Source organism: Prolixibacter bellariivorans ATCC BAA-1284 (assembly GCF_000621705.1).
Taxonomy (GTDB): domain Bacteria; phylum Bacteroidota; class Bacteroidia; order Bacteroidales; family Prolixibacteraceae; genus Prolixibacter; species Prolixibacter bellariivorans.
Genome location: NZ_JHXO01000006.1, coordinates 118260 through 137820, shown reverse-complemented (window position 1 = coordinate 137820; position 19561 = coordinate 118260). Strand labels below are relative to the sequence as shown.

16 protein-coding genes are annotated in these 19561 nt (G+C 44.4%); 5 read left to right on the top strand and 11 right to left on the bottom strand.

The window, feature by feature from the left end:
• Nucleotides 1-188: 188 nt before the first annotated feature.
• The 3 genes from xylA to T426_RS0106075 are packed head-to-tail and all read right to left on the bottom strand — an operon-like array spanning nt 189 to nt 4092.
• Nucleotides 189-1514 (bottom strand): xylose isomerase, encoded by a 1326-nt coding sequence (xylA, locus tag T426_RS0106085; RefSeq protein ID WP_025863290.1) that lies wholly within the window; start codon nt 1512-1514, stop codon nt 189-191.
• Nucleotides 1515-1556: 42 nt separating this feature from the next.
• A complete protein-coding gene (locus T426_RS0106080; protein ID WP_027585413.1) occupies nt 1557-3041 on the bottom strand; it encodes a xylulokinase in 1485 nt (494 codons plus the stop codon).
• 55 nt (nt 3042-3096) lie between these two features.
• Nucleotides 3097-4092, bottom strand: coding sequence for a GntR family transcriptional regulator (locus T426_RS0106075; protein WP_036984192.1), 996 nt, complete (start codon nt 4090-4092; stop codon nt 3097-3099).
• Nucleotides 4093-4369: 277 nt separating this feature from the next.
• On the opposite strand from T426_RS0106075, the gene T426_RS0106070 reads away from it, so the two are divergent.
• Nucleotides 4370-5149 (top strand): carboxypeptidase-like regulatory domain-containing protein, encoded by a 780-nt coding sequence (locus T426_RS0106070; RefSeq protein ID WP_025863288.1) that lies wholly within the window; start codon nt 4370-4372, stop codon nt 5147-5149.
• A gap of 84 nt (nt 5150-5233) precedes the next feature.
• On the opposite strand, the gene T426_RS0106065 is transcribed toward T426_RS0106070, so the two are convergent.
• Nucleotides 5234-6133 (bottom strand): proline dehydrogenase family protein, encoded by a 900-nt coding sequence (locus T426_RS0106065; protein ID WP_248622591.1) that lies wholly within the window; start codon nt 6131-6133, stop codon nt 5234-5236.
• A 246-nt stretch (nt 6134-6379) separates the two neighbouring features.
• Here T426_RS0106065 and T426_RS0106060 point away from each other — a divergent pair, with 246 nt between their 5' ends.
• Genes T426_RS0106060 through T426_RS0106050 form a run of 3 tightly spaced genes read left to right on the top strand, consistent with a single transcriptional unit; the run spans nt 6380 to nt 8565 of the window.
• Complete coding sequence (locus T426_RS0106060; protein WP_025863286.1) at nt 6380-6976, top strand: OmpH/Skp family outer membrane protein; 597 nt, start codon at nt 6380-6382, stop codon at nt 6974-6976.
• A gap of 56 nt (nt 6977-7032) precedes the next feature.
• The gene (locus T426_RS22895) at nt 7033-8304 is read left to right on the top strand and encodes a glycosyltransferase family 2 protein (protein ID WP_025863285.1); all 1272 of its coding nucleotides are present in this window, start codon (nt 7033-7035) and stop codon (nt 8302-8304) included.
• A 30-nt stretch (nt 8305-8334) separates the two neighbouring features.
• A complete protein-coding gene (locus T426_RS0106050) occupies nt 8335-8565 on the top strand; it encodes a hypothetical protein (RefSeq protein ID WP_025863284.1) in 231 nt (76 codons plus the stop codon).
• 386 nt (nt 8566-8951) lie between these two features.
• Here the strand turns inward: T426_RS0106050 and T426_RS0106045 are convergent, their stop codons facing one another.
• Together T426_RS0106045 and T426_RS0106040 are read right to left on the bottom strand one after the other, a co-directional pair.
• Nucleotides 8952-9527 carry a superoxide dismutase gene (locus T426_RS0106045; protein WP_025863283.1) on the bottom strand — a complete coding sequence of 192 codons (576 nt, stop codon included), beginning with the start codon at nt 9525-9527 and terminating at the stop codon, nt 8952-8954.
• Nucleotides 9528-9672: 145 nt separating this feature from the next.
• The gene (locus T426_RS0106040; protein ID WP_025863282.1) at nt 9673-10272 is read right to left on the bottom strand and encodes a superoxide dismutase; all 600 of its coding nucleotides are present in this window, start codon (nt 10270-10272) and stop codon (nt 9673-9675) included.
• Nucleotides 10273-10422: 150 nt separating this feature from the next.
• Here T426_RS0106040 and T426_RS0106035 point away from each other — a divergent pair, with 150 nt between their 5' ends.
• On the top strand, nt 10423-11724 hold the full coding sequence (locus T426_RS0106035) for an MATE family efflux transporter (protein WP_027585412.1): 1302 nt from the start codon (nt 10423-10425) through the stop codon (nt 11722-11724).
• A gap of 45 nt (nt 11725-11769) precedes the next feature.
• Here T426_RS0106035 and T426_RS0106030 read toward each other — a convergent pair whose 3' ends face one another.
• The 5 genes from T426_RS0106030 to T426_RS22885 all read right to left on the bottom strand — a co-directional run bounded on the left by T426_RS0106030 (nt 11770) and on the right by T426_RS22885 (nt 19514).
• Nucleotides 11770-13437: a nucleoside kinase gene (locus T426_RS0106030; RefSeq protein WP_025863281.1), complete on the bottom strand. Its 1668-nt coding sequence runs from the start codon at nt 13435-13437 to the stop codon at nt 11770-11772.
• Between the two features lie 97 nt (nt 13438-13534).
• Nucleotides 13535-16363: an excinuclease ABC subunit UvrA gene (gene uvrA, locus T426_RS0106025; protein WP_025863280.1), complete on the bottom strand. Its 2829-nt coding sequence runs from the start codon at nt 16361-16363 to the stop codon at nt 13535-13537.
• A 9-nt stretch (nt 16364-16372) separates the two neighbouring features.
• Nucleotides 16373-17398, bottom strand: a complete 1026-nt coding sequence (locus tag T426_RS22890; RefSeq protein WP_025863279.1) for a lytic transglycosylase domain-containing protein — start codon at nt 17396-17398, stop codon at nt 16373-16375.
• A 77-nt stretch (nt 17399-17475) separates the two neighbouring features.
• Nucleotides 17476-18957, bottom strand: coding sequence for an outer membrane beta-barrel protein (locus T426_RS0106015; RefSeq protein WP_025863278.1), 1482 nt, complete (start codon nt 18955-18957; stop codon nt 17476-17478).
• Entirely contained in the window at nt 18951-19514 is a 564-nt protein-coding gene (locus tag T426_RS22885; RefSeq protein WP_025863277.1) for an RNA polymerase sigma factor, read from the bottom strand. The genes T426_RS0106015 and T426_RS22885 overlap by 7 nt, the downstream gene beginning before the upstream one ends.
• Nucleotides 19515-19561 lie beyond the last annotated feature (47 nt).

Sequence of the window (19561 nt, the reverse complement as noted above, 5' to 3'; positions counted from 1 at the left end):
AGCTTCCGGCGGTTGGCACCTTTCTCTCTATCAAACCTAACATATCGTTTACACAGAAGGTGTTGGCAGTATTTCCAGGGCTTGTAACCTGTTTCCATTGAGATCCCTTCATTCCTTTCCTCCTGTCGTGAAAAGGAAGAAGAGAATCTCAATAATTGGAAACAGGAACAGTCCAAATTGTATGCTGATTAAATGTACCAGTTGATCATTTGCTCCAGCAGCTCTTGCTTGCCACTGATTTGCTTTGGCTCGCCAACTTCATTAGCCACTTCACGCAGCTGCTCGAGTGTCAGTTTACCGGCTTCGAATTCAGCTCCCTTGCCAGAATCGAATGACGCGTAGCGCTTCTTGCGACGTTCCAGGTAATCACTTTCATTCAATACTTTGTCTGCGATAATCAGACCACGAGCGAAAGTGTCCATTCCGGATACGTGAGCGATAAAGATATCTTCCAGGTCGGTAGAATTACGACGCAGTTTCGCATCGAAGTTGATACCGCCATCGGTAAATCCGCCTGCCTGAATAATTTCCATCATGGCTTCGGTAACTTCGTAAATATTGGTTGGGAACTCATCGGTATCCCAGCCATTTTGATTGTCACCCTTGTTAGCATCAATAGAGCCCAACAATTTCGCATCAGTTGCCATACGCAGTTCGTGTGCAAATGAATGACCGGCCAGGGTGGCGTGGTTCACTTCGATGTTCAGTTTGAAGTCCTTGTCAAGATTGTGCTGACGAAGGAATCCAATAACGGTCTGCGAGTCGTAATCGTACTGATGCTTGGTTGGCTCCATCGGCTTCGGCTCGATGAGGAAAGTGCCTTTAAAGCCTTGCTTGCGGGCGTAGTCACGAGCTATGGTCAGGAATTGTCCCAGATGCTCCAGTTCTCTGCGGGTATCTGTATTGTGCAGACTCATATAGCCTTCGCGCCCGCCCCAGAATACGTAGTTGGTTCCACCCAGTTCGATGGTCGCATCGATGGCGTTCTTGATCTGTGTTGCCACATTCGTCAATACGTTGAAATCAGGGTTGGTGGCAGCACCATTCATATAGCGTGGGTTGCTAAAAACATTGGCCGTTCCCCACAGTAGTTTGACACCCGAAGCTTCTTGCTTCGCTTTCATTTCCGGAAGCAATTGTGCCATCCGCTTTTCAATTTCGAAAACAGAACCGTCACCGACCAAATCGGTATCGTGAAAACAGTAGAACGGTGCGTTTATTTTGGTGATGAACTCAAATGCTGCATCCAGTTTTTCACGAGCCACATCCATTGGATTGACAGCTGTTGCCCAGGGGAATACTTTCGTACCTGGGCCGAATGGATCTCCACCTTCACCACAGAAGGTATGCCAATATGCAACTGCAAAACGCAAGTGCTCTTTCAATGTTTTTCCGGCTACGACGCGATTTTCATCGTACCATTTAAATGCCAGCGGATTGCGTGAATCCGGTCCTTCGAATTTAACCTGCCCGATTTCGGGAAAATAAGCTTTCTTTCCTTTTAAAATTTCCATGATTATTTGATTAAAGGTCTGTAAACGTTCATATTAACTATCTTATATAAATCGATTTAATACATCCAGCCACTTTTTGTAAGCCTCTTCTGTCGCTTCTTTTTTGTTGCTGTCCGGTTCTACAACTTCCAGTCTTTTTAATCCGCTAAAAGCTTCTTCGAAACCGGAATAATAACCGGCTCCAATACCGGCTCCACGTGCTGCTCCAACCGAACCGTCAGTATTATACAATTCGATGGTAGCTCCTGAGATATTGGCCAGTGTTTCACGGAAGACCGGACTGAGGAACATGTTCGCTTTACCGGCGCGAATCACTTTGGCATCGATGCCCATTTCCTTCATAATATCCATCCCGTACCGGAAGGAGAAAACAATACCTTCCTGTGCTGCGCGGAACAAATGTTTGCGGTTGTGGATATTAAAATTGAGGCCACTGATTTGCGCTCCGACTTCCTTGTTTGCCAGGACACGCTCAGCACCGTTTCCAAAAGGAAGTACAGAAACACCGTCAGAACCAACCGGAACCTGTGCGGCCAGCGCATTCATTTCAGGGTACGATAAGGTTTCATTCCCCACATGGCGATTCAACCATGAGTTGAGAATACCTGTACCATTAATGCAAAGCAGTACACCCAACCGATTTGCTTCCTCCGAATGATTCACATGCGCGAAGGTGTTGACACGGGAAAGCGGATCGTATTTTACCGTATCACTCACACCATAAACAACACCCGATGTTCCGGCTGTCGTGGCAATTTCTCCCGGCTGCAACACATTCAATGAAAGCGCATTGTTTGGCTGATCGCCGGCTCGATATGCTACCGGAATACCGGATTTGATCCCGAGTTCTTTCGCTGCTTTATCGGTTACCAGTCCCTGAATGCCAAAAGTTGGGACCAATTCAGCCGCCAGGTTATCTTCAAACCCAAACTCCTTCATCAGCATTTCCGAAAGACCGTTTTCACGGAAATTCCAGAAAATTCCTTCCGACAATCCGGAAATCGTTGTTCTGACTTCTCCGGTCATCTTCATGGCAATGTAATCACCAGGTAACATGAATTTATCGATGCGTTTGAACAGCTCCGGTTCATTATCCTTGACCCATTTCAGCTTGGCTGCGGTGAAATTTCCCGGAGAGTTGAGCAGGTCAGCCAGGCAGCGTTCTTCGCCGAGCGTTTCAAAAGCGTTCTGACCAATTTCAGAAGCCCGGCTGTCACACCAGATAATAGAAGGACGCAATACCTCCTGATGCTTATCGACCAGCACCAAACCGTGCATCTGGTAGGAAATACCTATAGCGCCTATCGCTTCGGCGGAAACATTGCCACCTCGCATTGCCTCTTGTGTAGCCAGTTTCAGATTTTCCCACCAGCCCGAAGGTTCCTGTTCGGCCCAACCAGCTTGTTTCGCGGTAATAGTCATCTCTTTTTTTGGATAGAAGGCCGAACTGACTATTTCGCCGGTTTCGCCATTCAAAACGGAAGCTTTTACGGACGAGCTTCCCACATCAAATCCCAGTAAATACATGTGTTATGAATTGTTTTCTTGGTTTATCAGTACTATTCTGCTCTGTTATGTATTTTTATAATGACTCACGTACGGTCAGGCTGGTTGGAATCACTTGATCGAGCTTTTCATCTCCGGTAACAAAACCGGCCGCGGCTTCACCCATTTTCACAAAATCGGTGGAAATGACCGTAATCCCCCCCATCACAAACTCTTTCATTGGGGTATCGTTATAGGATAAGATTCCAACATCGCTTCCCACCCGAAACTTCTTACTTCGAACCTGTTTTAGCAGACTCCCCAGGTCAATATCTTCAAACACCAGATAAGCTTTACCTAAAGTCATTTCCAGTTTCTTCACATCCTTAACGACCGAAAATGCCTGTCCTTTTTCAAGACAAAACTGTTCAACAGCCTCAACTGAATCGTATGGGTGAAAAGTATATTCCGGATAGATGCAGACTACTTCATCATACTTCTGCAAGAGATGTTGTCCTTCCTCCAAACAGCTGGTTACCGAAGCTCCAAAATCCTGGTAAACGCGTGAGTGCTCCGGACCAGCATTAATTTTCCAGTCGATAACCAATAACCGGTCGGCCGGAATTTTCTTTATTATTCGGGATACCTCAGGATGGTCGAAATTCATGACAATGTAGGTATTATACTTACCCACACTGTTCTGAATAATACTCTCAAAAACATTGATATTGTAGTGATGAAAATTCACATCCACCACGACATCTTCCGACAGCGACTCTTTGAAGGATGAATACAGAACCTCTTTGTAGGCTTTAAACGTATCGAGGAAGAGAAAAACGCGCTGCTGTTTGCTGGCAACAAAATATCCCTTATTGGGAATGGATTCTACAATCCCTCGTTTCTTCAGCTCAGCATACGCTTTAAACACAGTATCCCGCGACATTGACGACTCCTTAATCAACTGGTTCACCGACGGCAGGGAATCTCCCTCCTTTAATGCTTTGCGATTAATTGCATCTATCACGGCATCTACCAACTGCTGAAATTTCAGCACCGTTGAATCCGGATTGGGCGTAAACGAAAATTCATTCATAGGTTGAGATTTCACAACTTCCGTTCTGTTCTGTTGTGTTCTGCTAAATTAGATCAAATTTCTTTTCAAAAGCATCGTTAAAAACATTTTTTACAACATAAATCAGAAAACAAGTGTTAGTGTCACGCTGAAAGCCCTTCATTTATAATGAATAGATAAGAAATGTTAAAAACTGGATGTCTGGATAACTTATGTAAACAAACTGTTTGATTCGGTCGTTCTTAATACATAACTTACCCATGATTTAACCTCAATTTCCTACTAAAAACCTTCAGTCATGAAAAAGAAATCAATTATTCTCACGATTCTGATATTGGTTGGCACTCATTTGACCGGAGTGGCACAGGAAAATAAAACAGATGGAAAACAGCCGATATTTGTTACAGGTGTTGTTTTTGACCGAAAAGAGATGAAACCTCTCCCGGAAACGGTCTTTCTGATCAATCACCGGCATGGAGCGACCACCGATGCCAACGGGAAATTTTCTTTCTGGGGGGCGCCAGGCGATACCATCACCGCAAGGTATGTAGGTTACAAGGAAGTAGATATGGTGGTTCCGGACACGCTTTCCGCTTCGGAATACCTGATGGGGGTTTTTATGTCACCTGATACGGTACAGATAAAAGAGGTGGTGATCTTCCCGCGAAATTACAACCTGATGAGCGAAATGAAGCAACTGCCCGTAGATGAGAGAATGCTTCAGAACGCACAACAAAATGTCGATATGGGTACCGTTCAGGGATTAACACAAGCGCCCAAAACATATGATGCCGATATGAATGCCCGCAATACGATGCGAAAGTATCAGATGGAAGCAGAATATAAGGGGATGAAGGTAAATCCCGGGAATAGCTTGTCAATCTCAACCAGCGCGCTTGGCCCGTTGAACTTCCTGTACGGCAAACCAATTCTTCACAAGGGAAAATTGAAGAAACAGATAATTTCTTCGAATGAGCAAGATGTTGTTGTCGGCAGATATCAGGCGTACCTCGCGAAAAAATGGAAGAAGTATGATGAGAGGAAAAAGGAAAAACAGAAAGAGGTAAACCCGAATTAATCGATTACAGGTTTTAAAGACATAAAAAAAACCGCCTGGATATCGGATATCGGGCGGTTTTCTGTTTTTGGAAAGCCTATTTTATCAACCTCTGACAAAAAGAGCCTTTATAATCAACCAGGTCATATTCGGATTTTCTTTCAGACGACGAGTTGAATAGCCAAACCATTGCACTCCGTAAGGTACGTAAACACGCATACGATGGCCTGCACTTTTAATGCGACTTCGTAAATCGGGAGTTACACCGTACAACATCTGAAACTCATACTTATCTTTCGGTGTATTGTATTTCTCCAACAACTCAAATGACTTATCGACCAGGTATCTATCGTGTGTTGCAATACCAACGTAGATCCCATTTTGCAACATGTATTCCAGATCTTCCAGGTAGTGATCCCGAACTTCCTGGTACTTTTTGAATGCCACTTCAGCCGGCTCAACATAAATTCCTTTACACAACCGGAAATTTAAAGGAGCTTCGTCCGAATGCATGTCCATCAGGTCACGCACATCACTTAATGTACGCCGCATATAAGATTGAACAACCAGTCCCACGCGTGTAGGAAATTCTGCTTTCAAACGACGGAAAATTTCAATCTCCGCATCGGTACATGTCGAGTCTTCCATGTCGACACGGATGAAGGTATCGCATTCGTCAGCAACAGAAACGATTTCGCGAATATTCTGATAGCAGCTTTCTTTATCAAGCAATAACCCAAACATCGACGGTTTTACCGAGAAATTTCCGTCAATCTTCTCCCGGGTAAATCGTCTAATCAGGTCGATGTACTGCTTTTTATTCTCGGTGGCTTCGGACAATTCCTTGATGTATTCTCCAAGAATATCGACGGTCACCATGGTCTGTTCAGCATTCAGTTTTCTCGATTCCCAAAGTGCATCTTCAATATTTTCACCAGCAATGTAACGTTTGGAGAAAATCCAGACCAGTTTTTTGGGCATATAAGGCAGGATTCCTGCTATCATTTTATTGAACATAGTCGTAATAGTACTAGTTAGAAATTTTTACTCTTCTTCATCAAGAGGTAAAAGTAGTAAACGCAAAAGGCCGGATTTATGACGTTTATCAAGAGTAGAGGCTAATTTATTTCATGAATTATCAGAAATTGGTTTTCTCCGCCAACAAAATTTAAGTCGCATCCTTTGTGCATTCAGCAATTCGGTTATATTTGTCATTCCTAATTCCATTCAAACAATCATCATTCGATTCATATGAAAAATAACTCTACAATCATTCATGTTATTTTGGCACTGGCTGTTATTGGCCTCTATGTATTATACTTTACAGGAAATAAAAAAGGTCAGTCAAACCAAACGGTCACTGAAGCTCAAGACGAAAATGCCCCTGTAAAAGTGGCATTTGTGAAGTTGGATTCTGTTTTGGTCAACTACGATTTGGCAAAAGAATTAAACGATAACTTCAAGAGCAAACAGGATGCCTACACAAATGAATATGGCCAAAAACGAATCAACTTTGAAAAGCAGGCCAACGCTTTCCAGGAAAAACTAAAGCGCGGTGGTTTCCTCACACAGGAAAGGGCCATGCAGGAACGCAATCGCCTTATAGGTATGCAGCAGGAAATTCAAAAACTGGACAACGACCTTTCCAGCAAATTGCAATCCATGCAGCAAGAAATCAATCAGCAGGTAATCGACAGTATCTCGAATTATGTGAAGATTTATAATGCTGATAAGAAATATGACCTGATTTTCAGTAATGCAAACTTATTGGAAGGTTCCGATCAGCACAACATCACCCGCGAAGTGATTACTGCGCTGAACAAGCGTTACCACAGTTCGAAAAAGTAAGACTCGATTACGATATAACTTAAAAGCCCTGCGAAACCAGGGCTTTTTTTGGCACCATGCATAGTTTCGATTCCTATCTGAAAAAACATGCCGGTTTCCCCCCGCTCATTCCCGACGAGCCGGAAGAAACGCTCACTTGCTGTGTAGTGATTCCATCCTACCGTGAGCCGGAGTTGTTTCAAACATTGGAGTCATTGATATCGGCTGCTCCCCCCACTCTTCCAACCGAAGTCATTATCGTAGTCAATTCGCCGGAAGGAGCTCCCACTGAAGCAAAAGAAATTAACCAACAAACCATCAGGCAATTTCATTCCTGGAAACAGCATGTTCCTACCGGGAAGATTTCCTTTCACCTCGTTCATGTTCCAGAGCTCAGAAAAAAATGGGCTGGTGCCGGTTGGGCCCGGAAGATCGGCATGGATGAGGCCATTCGCCGATTCAACCAGGCAGGTACTGAAAATGGATTCATCGTTTCGCTCGATGCGGATTGTCGCGTATCGCCCAACTATTTTACGGCAATTGAAAAGGCCTTTCAGGATTGCCCAAAATGTCAACTCTTTACCATTGGATTTGAACATGATTTACAAGAACCGTGGTTGGATGGCAAACTCTGCGAAGGAATTACGCGGTACGAATTGTACATGCGTTACTATCGGCACGCCATGCAGTTATCCGGTTACCCCAACGCCATTTACACCGTAGGCTCTGCTTTTGCCGTTCGCGCTGGAGCCTACGTAAAACAAGGAGGAATGAACCGCAAAAAGGCAGGCGAGGATTTCTATTTTCTGCATAAAGTCGTTCAACTGGGAACCTTTGGAGAAATTAATGAACCGTTGGTTTTCCCGGGTATCCGGACTTCTGATCGGGTACCGTTTGGAACCGGGCCGAAATTGGCGCAATTCCTTTCCGGTGAAGACCTGATGGAAACGACTTATTCTTTTCGGGCTTTCGAAGATCTGCAGCCTTTCTTCCGAAAAGTAAATGAACTTTACCACCTGAAACAACAGCAACTTACTGAAACAATTGACATTTTTCCAGCGCCGCTTCGTCGGTTTTTACATCAGTCCGGAGCTATCGATATGATACTCGAATTGCAGTCCAACTGCTCCGGAGATAGCGTTTTTTCCAGACGTTTCTTTCATCGGTTCAATGCTTTCTGGATACTGAAGTATCTCAACTTTGTACATGAGAAGGAGTATAAACCGGAATCATTGTTAAAAGCCACGCAGCAGTTATTGCACGAGAAGGGCATCGAAAGTACACCATCCTCCGATTATTCCACCCTTCTTCAAATTTTCAGAAATTTAGATTACCCGAATCATATTTGATATATCTTTGCACCCGAGAAAAGAGAAGTTATGGGTTTAGTAAAGGTAATTTTACTGGCCATTGCTCTTGTTTCCCTGGCTTTCTTCGGGTTAGCCTTACAAATTGTTCTTAAAAAGAATGGGAAATTCCCCGATACGCATATTGGGCATAACCGCGAAATGAAAAAACGCGGTATTTATTGTGCCCAAACATTAGATCGGATGGAGCAGGCCAAAGTAAAGAAGGAACAGAAGCTTAAAAACCTGAAACTCGCCAAGTAGAAGGCTATCAGCTTCGAAATAATCACACCGGAGGAATCGGGTGATTATTTTTGACCATATTTAAGACCTTTTTATCTCTTTTATTATTACTTTTGAAGCACAAAACGTTAATGCTATGTTGAAATTGTTTTTACTTGTTTTAGGCATGATCAGCTTCGTGTTTTTTGCATTGGGATTGCGTTTTCTCAAAACAAAAAAGGAAGTTACTGATCCTACTCTTGCCGATCTGAGAACAGGCACAGGATGTGGCTGTGGAGGAGGTAGTTGCGGAGTTAGCACCGATTCATCATGCCATACCGACTAATAAATAATCAACGACTTTAATCAAAAAAAGCCGGCTTACTTTAGTAATGCCGGCTTTTTTATTATCAAAATTTCTTTCCTTATTAGAAACGCGATTCCACAACGCCCCAATCCAGAACTCTCCAGAATTCTTCGATGTAGGTCGGACGAAGGTTTTGTTTATCGAGATAGTAAGCATGTTCCCATACATCACATGTTAACAGCGGAGTTTTTCCTTCGCGTAACGGGTTACCTGCGTTTGCAGTCTGAATAATTTCCAGTTTCCCGTCAGCATTTTTCACCAACCAGGCCCAACCCGATCCGAAAAGTGTAGCAGCTGCATTACTGAATTTCTCCTTGAAGCTTTCCAGTGAACCAAAATCGCGTTCAATCGCGGATTTCAGTGCTCCTTCCGGTGCTGTTTTGGGTGAACCCGAAAGCTGGAAAAAGTAGAAAGTGTGGTTCCAAACCTGTGCGCCATTATTAAAAATGCCTCCTTCGCTCTTTTTAATAATTTCTTCCAGATCGGCATTTTCAAAAGGGCTTCCCGGGATTAATCCGTTCAGTTTGGTTACATACCCCTGGTGATGTTTTCCGTAATGAAATTCGAGGGTTTTCTTACTGATGTGAGGTTCAAGCGCATCGAGCGCATACGGCAACTTGGGTAGTTCGAATGCCATAATAAATTTATTTTAAAGGTTAATGATGATTTTGCTGTAAGAACGAACGAAGATCAAAATTTGTTCGTCTTTTTTACTATAAACTACCCCTAAAAGCAAAAAAAAGCCGGAGCATCACCTCCGGCTTCTCAAACCAAAAAATCAATTAACCTTTAAAACGTCTATCAACCTCGTCCCAGTTGATAACTTTCCAAAAAGCTTCGATGTATTCGGGACGCCTGTTCTGATAATTCAGATAATAAGCATGTTCCCAGACATCTATACCTAAAATGGGAGTTCCTTTCACATCAGAAACATCCATCAGCGGATTGTCCTGATTCGGTGTGGATTCCACCTTTAATTCGTTTCCATCTTTAATGAGCCATGCCCAGCCCGAACCAAATCGCGTGGCTGCAGCTTTTGAAAATACATCCTTGAATGCGTCAAGTGAACCAAATGCCGAATTAATAGCATCAGCCAATTCACCTTTAGGCTCTGAACTTCCACCCGGTTGCATTACTTCCCAATACAGGTTGTGATTGTAAAAACCGCCTGCATTGTTCCGTACAGCCGCCGGAAATTTGGATACCACCGATAAAACTTCTTCAATGGTTTTACCGTCTAATTCCGTACCTTCAATGGCTTTATTCAAGTTATTGGTATAACCCGCATGGTGCTTCGTGTAGTGAATTTCCATGGTACGGGCGTCAATGTAAGGCTCAAGAGCCGTATAATCGTATTTAAGTTCTGGTTGAATAAAACTCATATCACTAATGGTTTTTTGTAGTTCAATGTTTTTCAAAAGTAATCTTTATTTGGATTTGTTCCAAATAAAAATAAAAACTTTTTTGTCCTTTTTTCTCCACCTATTTTTGTCGCCTGAAAATGAATAATTAAGCAACAAAACCTCAACATTTTGAATCGAAAAATACTTGACCTCGCCATTCCCAACATCATCAGTAACATCACTGTGCCCTTATTGGGACTGGTCGATATGGCCCTGATGGGGCACCTGGGCTCAGCAATTTATATCGGAGCTATCTCGCTTGGTGGTGTCATCTTCAACTTTCTCTACTGGATGTTTGCTTTCCTGCGAATGGGCACAAGCGGATTTACCGCCCAGGCAACGGGAAGGAAAGATCGAAACGAAAGCGAACTGATACTGGGGCGCTCTTTTGTTTTGGCACTATTTTTCGGTGTTCTGCTCATCATTCTTCAAGTCCCGATCGAATGGATTAGCTTCCGCATTTTGGGTGGAAGCGAGGAAGTCAAGCAATTGGCCAGCCAGTACTTCTTTATTCGTATTTGGGCCGCACCCGCCACCATCGGGCTTTACAGCCTTACAGGCTGGTTCATCGGGATGCAAAACGCCCGTATTCCCATGACTGTTGCCATCATTATTAATATAGCCAATATCATCTTCAGCGTATTTTTTGTTTTCGTTTTGGGCATGAAATCGGCCGGCGTGGCCCTGGGAACGGTTTTATCGCAATACATGGGACTACTTCTTTCCCTATGGTTCATCCATAAAAAATTTGGCTCTCCCTTCTCCCATCTTTCGCGGAAGCAAATTCTCGATGTGAAAGCGCTACGGATTTTCATGCAGGTAAACCGCGACATCTTCATCCGGACGCTTTGCATTATTGGTGTGTTCACGTTTTTCACCTCGAAATCGGCGGGGATGAATGATACTATACTGGCTGTCAACTCACTTCTCCTCCAATTCCTGATGTTCTTTTCCTTTTTTATGGACGGTTTTGCCTATGCTGGTGAAGCCCTGGCCGGGAAATATTTTGGAGCCGGAAGTAAGTCCAAATTAAAGAAAGTTAGTCAGCTACTTTTTCTATGGGGAATCTCACTGGGCATCGTGTTTTCACTCATCTATTTCTTTGCCGGAAACCAGATTGTAGCCTTTCTGACCGACCAGACTTCGATTAGAGACGCCGCCCGACCATTTATCTGGTGGACAGCGCTCATCCCGGTAACCGGATTTGCCGCTTTTATCTGGGATGGAATCTACATCGGTGCCACCGCATCGACGGGAATGCGGAACAGTATGCTGGCCGCTACATTTTTCCTGTTCATCCCAACATTTCTCCTCTTCCAGCATTCGCTGGGAAACAATGCGCTATGGCTGGCTATGATTTTATTTCTTTTTGGTCGCGGACTATTCCAAACTTTCCTTGCCCAGAGAGCGATTTTCAGCCGGATGGCATAAAAAAAGCCCGCCAGATAGCGAGCTTTATATTGTATTTTATCGGGCTTAATAATTAAAACTACTGCCGCCCAAAAATTCACGTAACACCGAAGTAGGTGGTATTTCCTGTGCCGAAATCGGATAAAAGTAGGAAATGAATACCAGCAATCGAACGGCTTCAGCATATTCAGGTGCATTCTCAGGCACAAGCTCCAACAGATGTTCTGCATACCGTTTCAAAACCCCTAACTCATAAATCAGGGCCGAATTGAACATCACATCGGCATTTTCCTGGTAAGGGAAGATATGTGTATCCTCTCCCCTGCGCACACTGGGCCAGCGTTGGATAGTCGTCCGGGCATCATAGCCGCGATACTTGCTGTCGCGAATAATGCGCCTCAACAAACGGTTGTCCGTCGTGGGAATGTATGTGTGCTCATCAATGGAAATTTGTGTCAGCGCCGAGATGAAGATCTTGAAGGTTCGCTCGCTGTCGATTCCAGGAATGAGTCCCGGATTCAAGCCATGGATGCCTTCAATGATGAGGATACTGTTCTCCTCCAGCTTTAGCATTTCTCCCTTGAGCACCCGTTCTCCCCGGTGAAAATCAAACACGGGACTCTCAACGGTTTCACCGTTCATCAACTTAGTCAGAAACTCATTGAAGTATTCGATATCGATGGCTTCCAAAGCTTCGAAGTCGTAGTCGCCCGATTCGTCACGTGGAGTATGTGCCCGATCCACAAAGAAATCATCCAACGAAATGGAGATGGGCCGCATTCCCACAACAGCCAGCTGAATTCCCAACCGTTTGCTGAATGTTGTTTTGCCCGAACTCGAAGGTCCGGCAATTAACACCAGGTTAACCTTATCGCGTCGCGCATAAATCTGGTTGGCAATCTCCACGATTTTCTTTTCGTGAAGGGCTTCCGATATCTTAATAATTTCTCCGGCACGCTTTTGCCGAACCTGCTCATTCAAACCCGCGATATCCTCTATTTGAAGAATACCAGCCCATTCCTTATGTTCACGGAAAATTCCAAACAGTTTTTCCTGACGGACCACTGGCTCCAGTTCGTTGGGTGACTCGGGGTTCGGGACACGCAAAAGGAGGCCGTCGTAATATTTTTCCACACCGAAATGTTTCAGATAACCCGTGGAGGGCAACACATGACCATAGAAAAAATCCCGCCTTTCGGCCAGACATAATATAGGTGCATAAATACGGCCATACTCTTTAAAAAGTTCCGCTTTGCGAAACAAACCTTCCTGTCCAAAGATTTCTACAGCCTCTTCTGTTAGTACTCTTTTTCGGGAAATGGGTAAATCTTTATCTATCAACTCCCCCATTTCTTCGCGAAGTGTCCAAACATCCTGGTCAGTAAGCGGCCGTCCGAGATTCTCTATTTCGCAGTAGTAGCCTTTAGAAATAGCATGGTCGATTTTCAATTGTGTCTCGGGCCAAATATTCCGCATCGCCACATATAATACAAACGAAAGCGAACGAAGATACATCCGTTGCCCATCGGTATTACTATAATCGAAGAACTCAATTTTTTTGGGTTTAACCAACTCAAAATCAAGCGGTTTAACTCGATTATTCACATAAGCTCCCAAAATAGGAGATGGTAGCGATACTTCCATACTGCCGGCAATTTCGCCCAGCGTAGTTCCCAGTGGGTATGTGCAAATTTTGCCGCTGTTTTCACATTGTAATTCAATATCTCGTACCATAGAAGATGTTTTCAAATGAATGGGTGTATCAAGTTAATACATTTTGTTCAATTGATGCAAAATGGTCAACGCTCTTTTTCGGGTGAACTACCTGCGCTCATTTTCTGTTCAGCTCATCCTTCAGGAAGCGGGCGGTATATGAATTTCGATGGCCTACCACCTGTTCCGGAGTTCCTGTGCAAATCACCTTTCCGCCAGTTCGTCCTCCTTCGGGGCCAATATCGATAATATGGTCAGCCACTTTAATCACATCCATGTTATGCTCGATAACGATTACCGTGTTTCCTCTGTCAACCAGCTTATTTAATACATCAAGCAATACCCTGATGTCTTCGAAATGAAGGCCTGTGGTTGGTTCATCAAGAATGTAAATGGTTTTGCCGGTGTCGCGCTTACTAAGCTCGGAAGCCAGTTTCACGCGCTGCGATTCACCACCTGATAAAGTCGTTGAAGACTGTCCCAACGTGATGTAACCAAGGCCAACTTCCTGTAAACTTTTCAGTTTGATTAAAATCGACGGGATGTTCTCAAAGAATTCAACGCCCTGGTTAATGGTCATATCCAACACGTCGCTGATGGATTTCCCTTTGTGACGGACCTCCAACGTTTCGCGGTTGTAGCGCCGACCGTTGCACTTGTCGCAGTGCACGTAAACATCCGGCAGGAAGTTCATCTCGATGACTTTCATTCCGGCTCCCTGACACTCTTCACAACGGCCGCCTTTCACGTTAAACGAAAAACGGCCGGGTTTGTATCCGCGAACTTTTGACTCGGGCAGCATCGCAAAGAGATTACGAATATCAGAAAAGACTCCGGTATAGGTAGCCGGATTGGAACGCGGTGTACGCCCCAACGGTGACTGGTCGACCTGAACCACCTTATCGATATGCTCCAGACCTTCAATTTTTTCATACGACAACGGGTCCTTCACCGATTTATAAAAGTGCTGACTCAGGATCGGCTGCAACGTTTCGTTGATAAGCGTAGATTTCCCACTTCCGGATACGCCGGTCACACAAATGAATTTTCCTAACGGAAATTCGACATCCACCTTTTTCAGGTTATTTCCACCTGCACCTTTAATACGAATTACCTCACCGTTTCCTTCCCTTCTCTTTTCCGGGATGGGAATTTTTTTAATTCCGTTCAGGTAATCCGAAGTCAATGTGTTCAATTTCAATAATTCGCGCGGATCGCCTGCTGCCACCACTTCGCCTCCATGACGGCCGGCAAATGGTCCCATGTCAACCAGGTAGTCGGCTTCCATTATCATATCACGATCGTGCTCGACCACAACTACCGAATTTCCGGTATCGCGCAGTTGCTGCAGTGAATTAATCAGGCGTAAATTGTCGCGGTGATGCAAACCGATGCTAGGCTCATCAAGTATATACAGGACATTGACCAGCTGCGAACCAATTTGCGTTGCCAACCGGATACGCTGCGACTCACCACCGGAAAGGCTCCGTGCCGAGCGATCGAGTGAAAGGTATTCCAAACCAACGTCCAGCAGGAAGCGCAACCGGTCGCGAATTTCTTTCAACACCTCCGTTCCAATCAATCGTTGCCGCTCGGTTAACCGGGAATCAATGTTCTCGAGAAATATCGACAATTCGCCAATATCCATCTGCGACAGTTCGGCAATATTTCTGTCATCAATCTTAAAATGGAGCGCCTCCTTATTCAATCGTTGCCCGTTACAAACCGGACAAACGTTAGTTTTATGAAACTGATCGGCCCATTTTTGCGCCTTCTTCGACGGATTGTCACTCTTTTGGCTAACGATGTATTTCACCACTCCTTCGTAGCTCATCATATAATTGACCGAACTGCCCAGCGGCGTATTTTTCAACTGAATCCGCTCGCTAGTTCCAAAGAGTATAGCATCAATTGCCTCTTCCGGGTATTTGCACAATGACGTTTTGAGCGTGACACCATATTTTTCAGCCAACGCTTCTATCTGCCAAAATATAAGCGAGTTTTTATACGCTCCCAACGGTGCGATTCCGCCTTTGGCGATACTGACCGACGGATCGGGAATGATTTTATCAATATCAATTTCGGTTACTTCTCCCAGGCCGTTACACTTCGGACAAGCACCCTGCGGTGAATTGAACGAAAAACTGTGCGGAGCGGGTTCGTTATATGAAATGCCGGTGGTAGGACACATCAGATGACGGGAATAATATTTGGCTTCATTGCTTCCCTTCTCCTGAATCATGATGATTCCTGCACCATGTTTCATGGCCATTTCCACTGAATCGCGCAACCGCTTAAGGTCACCGGAATCAACCACCAGCTTGTCGATAACAATCTCGATATGGTGATTCTTATACCTATCGACTTTTAAACCATGCGACAATTCGCGTATCTCGCCATCGATACGGGCATACAGAAATCCCTTGCGGCGAATTTGCTCGAACAATTCACGGTAGTGTCCTTTACGTCCTTTTACCACCGGAGCCAGAATGATGGTTGGTTTACCATCGAAGCGTTCCAAAATCAGATTGATAATCTGCTCGTCGGTGTACTTCACCATCTTCTCTCCCGTATTGTAGGAATAGGCAATACCTGCCCGGGCATAGAGCAGTCGCAGGAAATCATAAATCTCGGTGACCGTTCCAACTGTCGACCGGGGATTTTTGTTCGTCGTTTTTTGCTCGATGGAGATCACCGGGCTTAGTCCTGTGATCTCATCCACATCGGGACGTTCCATGTTCCCCAGGAACGAACGGGCATATGCCGAAAAAGTCTCAATGTAACGTCGTTGCCCTTCGGCGTATATGGTATCGAATGCTAATGACGATTTTCCGCTTCCGCTAAGGCCGGAAATTACTGTCAGTTTGTTGCGTGGTATTTCAACATCAATGTTGCGGAGGTTGTGCACACGTGCCCCTCTCACAACAATTTTATCTTCTTTGCTCATTCAATCAAATTATTCGTCCTGATCGGAGATGGAATCCTGTACTGCCTTTTGCACTTCCTCGTCATGGCGAAATGTGCGGTATCCTTTTTCGGGTAACCTGATAATGTACGTTTTGCCGGATGGATTGGACAAGGTTGTTTCCCTCAACCAGGGATTGAAATATTTTAAAATTTTGTAGTTCACACCGTGCTCATTGGCAAAGTCGGCAAAATCATCTACCGGCCCGTCTATTGTTACGTTGTAGGTCGGAATAATCGGATAGATTTCGTCCTTCGGGACTTTAAATCCATATTTTTCCGGATCGCTGAGAATTAACTTCAGCGCCAGTATGCGATAAACATACCGTCCCGTTTCCTCTCCTAATAACAAATCATAGTAATTGTGGTTCTTCTGTCGCATTATCTGCCGGGCAACACCATTTCGTCCGGCGTTGTAGGCAGCCGCTACCAAGGTCCAGCTACCATATTTCTCGTAATTGTGTTTCAGATATTTGCATGCTGCCTGCGTGGCTTTCTCCAAATTATAGCGTTCATCCACTTCGTTGGTTACTTCCAGTCCATAATCGCGAGCGGTCGGTTTCATAAACTGCCAGATGCCCACTGCTCCTGCCGGACTTACCGCACGATCGAAGAAGCTGCTTTCGGCTAAAGCCAGGTACTTGAAATCATCAGGGACACCCTGCTCCTTTAAGATGGGTTCAATCACATGAAAATAGCGTGGCGCCTTCTTGATAAAAAGTAAGGTCTGCGAATGGAAATAGGTATTTACCAACATTTCCCGATCGAGTGCTTCCTTCACATCAAAGTTATGCAACGGAACCGGCTCGCCGGCAAAATTGAGTGTGTCGGGTAATTCAGGTGGACTGAAAAAAACTTTCCGGGTATTGTGATTCAGTGAATATGGCGATTTTGTAGTATCATCACTGGTGCTATTGAAAAACAACCCACCGATGATGACTCCAATGGCAATTACCGATAAAAATATGGAAATACTGTTCAGGTTCCCTCTCTCGCGTGATAAATTCCTCTCCTTCAATTTTCCAGGGTTTTAAATTCGAATCTCAAAGATAACCTTTTTGGTTACCGATTCAAACTTCGGGAGCGGATAGAAATTTAATTAAATGCGTAGGTTAAACCCGTATAAATTCCGAGTTGATAGGGACGGTAATTGATATGGTTGCTGGTACTAATTGAATTAAGATAATACTTCATCCGGGGTTCCAGCGTTACTGTTACCCGCTTGCTCAAATCGTATCCCAAACCAAGACCAACCGTTCCGGCATATACCAAATCACGCAACTGACTGGTTTCTCCGCCCTGGGTTTTCACTCCCCCTTCGTATAGCGAAGCATTGTTGCCAACCAAAATGTTGGTACTCATTCCTCCGGTTAAATCAACATTTACTTTTCGGTCGATAAGGTGATAGGCCACCAAAACCGGAATTTCAATATATTCAAGGTTCTGCTTCAAATCAGCATTGCTGGCGTAAGTCGTAGTACTGGAGAGATCACTATTAGACATATTTGCAGCTAGGTATGCTCCGTCTTTTATCGACTCGGGCGGCCTCCCAAAGTTCACCAAACCAACTTCTGTATTAGCAGCGTAAGCTGTCGAGTTGGAATTAACTCCATAATCAGTTTTAGCACTGGCATATGTTGAATTATTTCCACCGAAAACCGAAACCTGATTGGTGTTATGCCTGATTTTCGAGTAGACAATACCCGATTTAACCGATAATCGCTTGCTGAGTTTATATCCAAACATTACTCCTCCCGAAAGCGTTGGCTCTGTGGAAGTAGATGGTGTCGGAGAAGTTTTTGACAATGCATTGGCAGCATACAAATAATCACTGCGTTCGCCAGATGAAGAAACTCCTGAAAAGAGCGGCGATGCTTCCGCTGCCAGCCTCCAACGTTTGACCGGTTTATCCTTCTTCGCATATTCCTGAATATTCGAGGCAATTATACTCCGGTCTCTCAATTCCTGCTCTGAAATCGTTAAATGTGAGGCATCGCTGTTATTTACCCCTAAATATTTTGACAGGAACTGAATCCAGTTTTCATTTTGTCCCGACAAACCCGAATTGTTACCTGCATTTTTCGATGGTAAACGGGCGCTAAGCTTCAACCATGTTTCGTCCTGCCTTCTTTCAGCTACCGCAAAAACAGCCGACTGATTAATCTGCGCCGTATTATCATTACCGAAACCGGCCCTATTACTCATTTTGACGGGTTGTACCGATGCCACACGGGCATTCATTTTCACCGGTACAACATTCTCATTCACCTGGGATATGGAGGTCTTAACATCAGAATTAATCTGTTGTTGCCGGATGCCTGAATCGCTTTGCGGCACAACAACCACTTCTTTTATCACTTGTTCCTGGTGTGGCTGTGTAAACATCCATCCGGCCACAAATGCGAGTACCACCGCAGCAGCAATCGACAACCCTCTTATTAAAGCCAGCCGATGCGCCCTTTTCCGATTGTCGAGCCCATCTTCGATATTTTTCCATACATACATAGGAGGATTTGCATCATAATCCTCCAGTCTGTCCTGGAAAAGCTGGTCTATATCGTGTTTTTCAGCTAACATATCGTACTATTGACTTTGCTCTTTTCGATACCAAATTTCTCATATACTTTCTTCTGCAATATCACTCTCGCCCTCGAAAGATTCGATTTGGAGGTTCCCTCCGAAATTCCCATCATGTCCCCAATTTCCTTATGCGAATATCCTTCAATGGCATATAAGTTAAACACCATGCGATAACGCGCCGGCAGTTCCTGTACCAACTTGAGTAACTCATCGGCCGTAATCTGCGCCAATAAATCTTCGCTCAGTTGTTTCCCCTCATACACAGTAATATCTTCTACCGGATACAGTTTATTTTGCTTTCGGAATTTTTCAAGTGACGTATTTACCATGATTCGTCTCATCCACCCCTCGAATGAGCCCTTGAATCCAAATTGATCAATTTTGGTAAATACCCGGATAAAACCTTCCTGCAGATTGTCTTCAGCTTCGGTGGCATCTTTGGAATACCGCAGACAGACCCCGTACATCTTGCCTGCGAAGCGTTGATATAACAAGGACTGCGATTTTCGGTCGCCAACTGAGCATTTTTTTATGATATCATCCAGGTCGGTCACGCAGAATATTTTAGTTCAGAATCTCGATCAAAAATCAGGCCCGAATT

What these genes read in the sequence shown, in the direction of transcription:
- xylA (WP_025863290.1), bottom strand. Translation starts at nt 1,514, where the DNA reads ATGGAAATTTTAAAAGGAAAGAAAGCTTATTTTCCCGAAATCGGGCAG.
- T426_RS0106080 (WP_027585413.1), bottom strand. Translation starts at nt 3,041, where the DNA reads ATGTATTTACTGGGATTTGATGTGGGAAGCTCGTCCGTAAAAGCTTCC.
- T426_RS0106075 (WP_036984192.1), bottom strand. Translation starts at nt 4,092, where the DNA reads ATGAATGAATTTTCGTTTACGCCCAATCCGGATTCAACGGTGCTGAAA.
- T426_RS0106070 (WP_025863288.1), top strand. Translation starts at nt 4,370, where the DNA reads ATGAAAAAGAAATCAATTATTCTCACGATTCTGATATTGGTTGGCACT.
- T426_RS0106065 (WP_248622591.1), bottom strand. Translation starts at nt 6,133, where the DNA reads ATGATAGCAGGAATCCTGCCTTATATGCCCAAAAAACTGGTCTGGATT.
- T426_RS0106060 (WP_025863286.1), top strand. Translation starts at nt 6,380, where the DNA reads ATGAAAAATAACTCTACAATCATTCATGTTATTTTGGCACTGGCTGTT.
- T426_RS22895 (WP_025863285.1), top strand. Translation starts at nt 7,033, where the DNA reads ATGCATAGTTTCGATTCCTATCTGAAAAAACATGCCGGTTTCCCCCCG.
- T426_RS0106050 (WP_025863284.1), top strand. Translation starts at nt 8,335, where the DNA reads ATGGGTTTAGTAAAGGTAATTTTACTGGCCATTGCTCTTGTTTCCCTG.
- T426_RS0106045 (WP_025863283.1), bottom strand. Translation starts at nt 9,527, where the DNA reads ATGGCATTCGAACTACCCAAGTTGCCGTATGCGCTCGATGCGCTTGAA.
- T426_RS0106040 (WP_025863282.1), bottom strand. Translation starts at nt 10,272, where the DNA reads ATGAGTTTTATTCAACCAGAACTTAAATACGATTATACGGCTCTTGAG.
- T426_RS0106030 (WP_025863281.1), bottom strand. Translation starts at nt 13,437, where the DNA reads ATGGTACGAGATATTGAATTACAATGTGAAAACAGCGGCAAAATTTGC.
- uvrA (WP_025863280.1), bottom strand. Translation starts at nt 16,363, where the DNA reads ATGAGCAAAGAAGATAAAATTGTTGTGAGAGGGGCACGTGTGCACAAC.
- T426_RS0106015 (WP_025863278.1), bottom strand. Translation starts at nt 18,957, where the DNA reads ATGTTAGCTGAAAAACACGATATAGACCAGCTTTTCCAGGACAGACTG.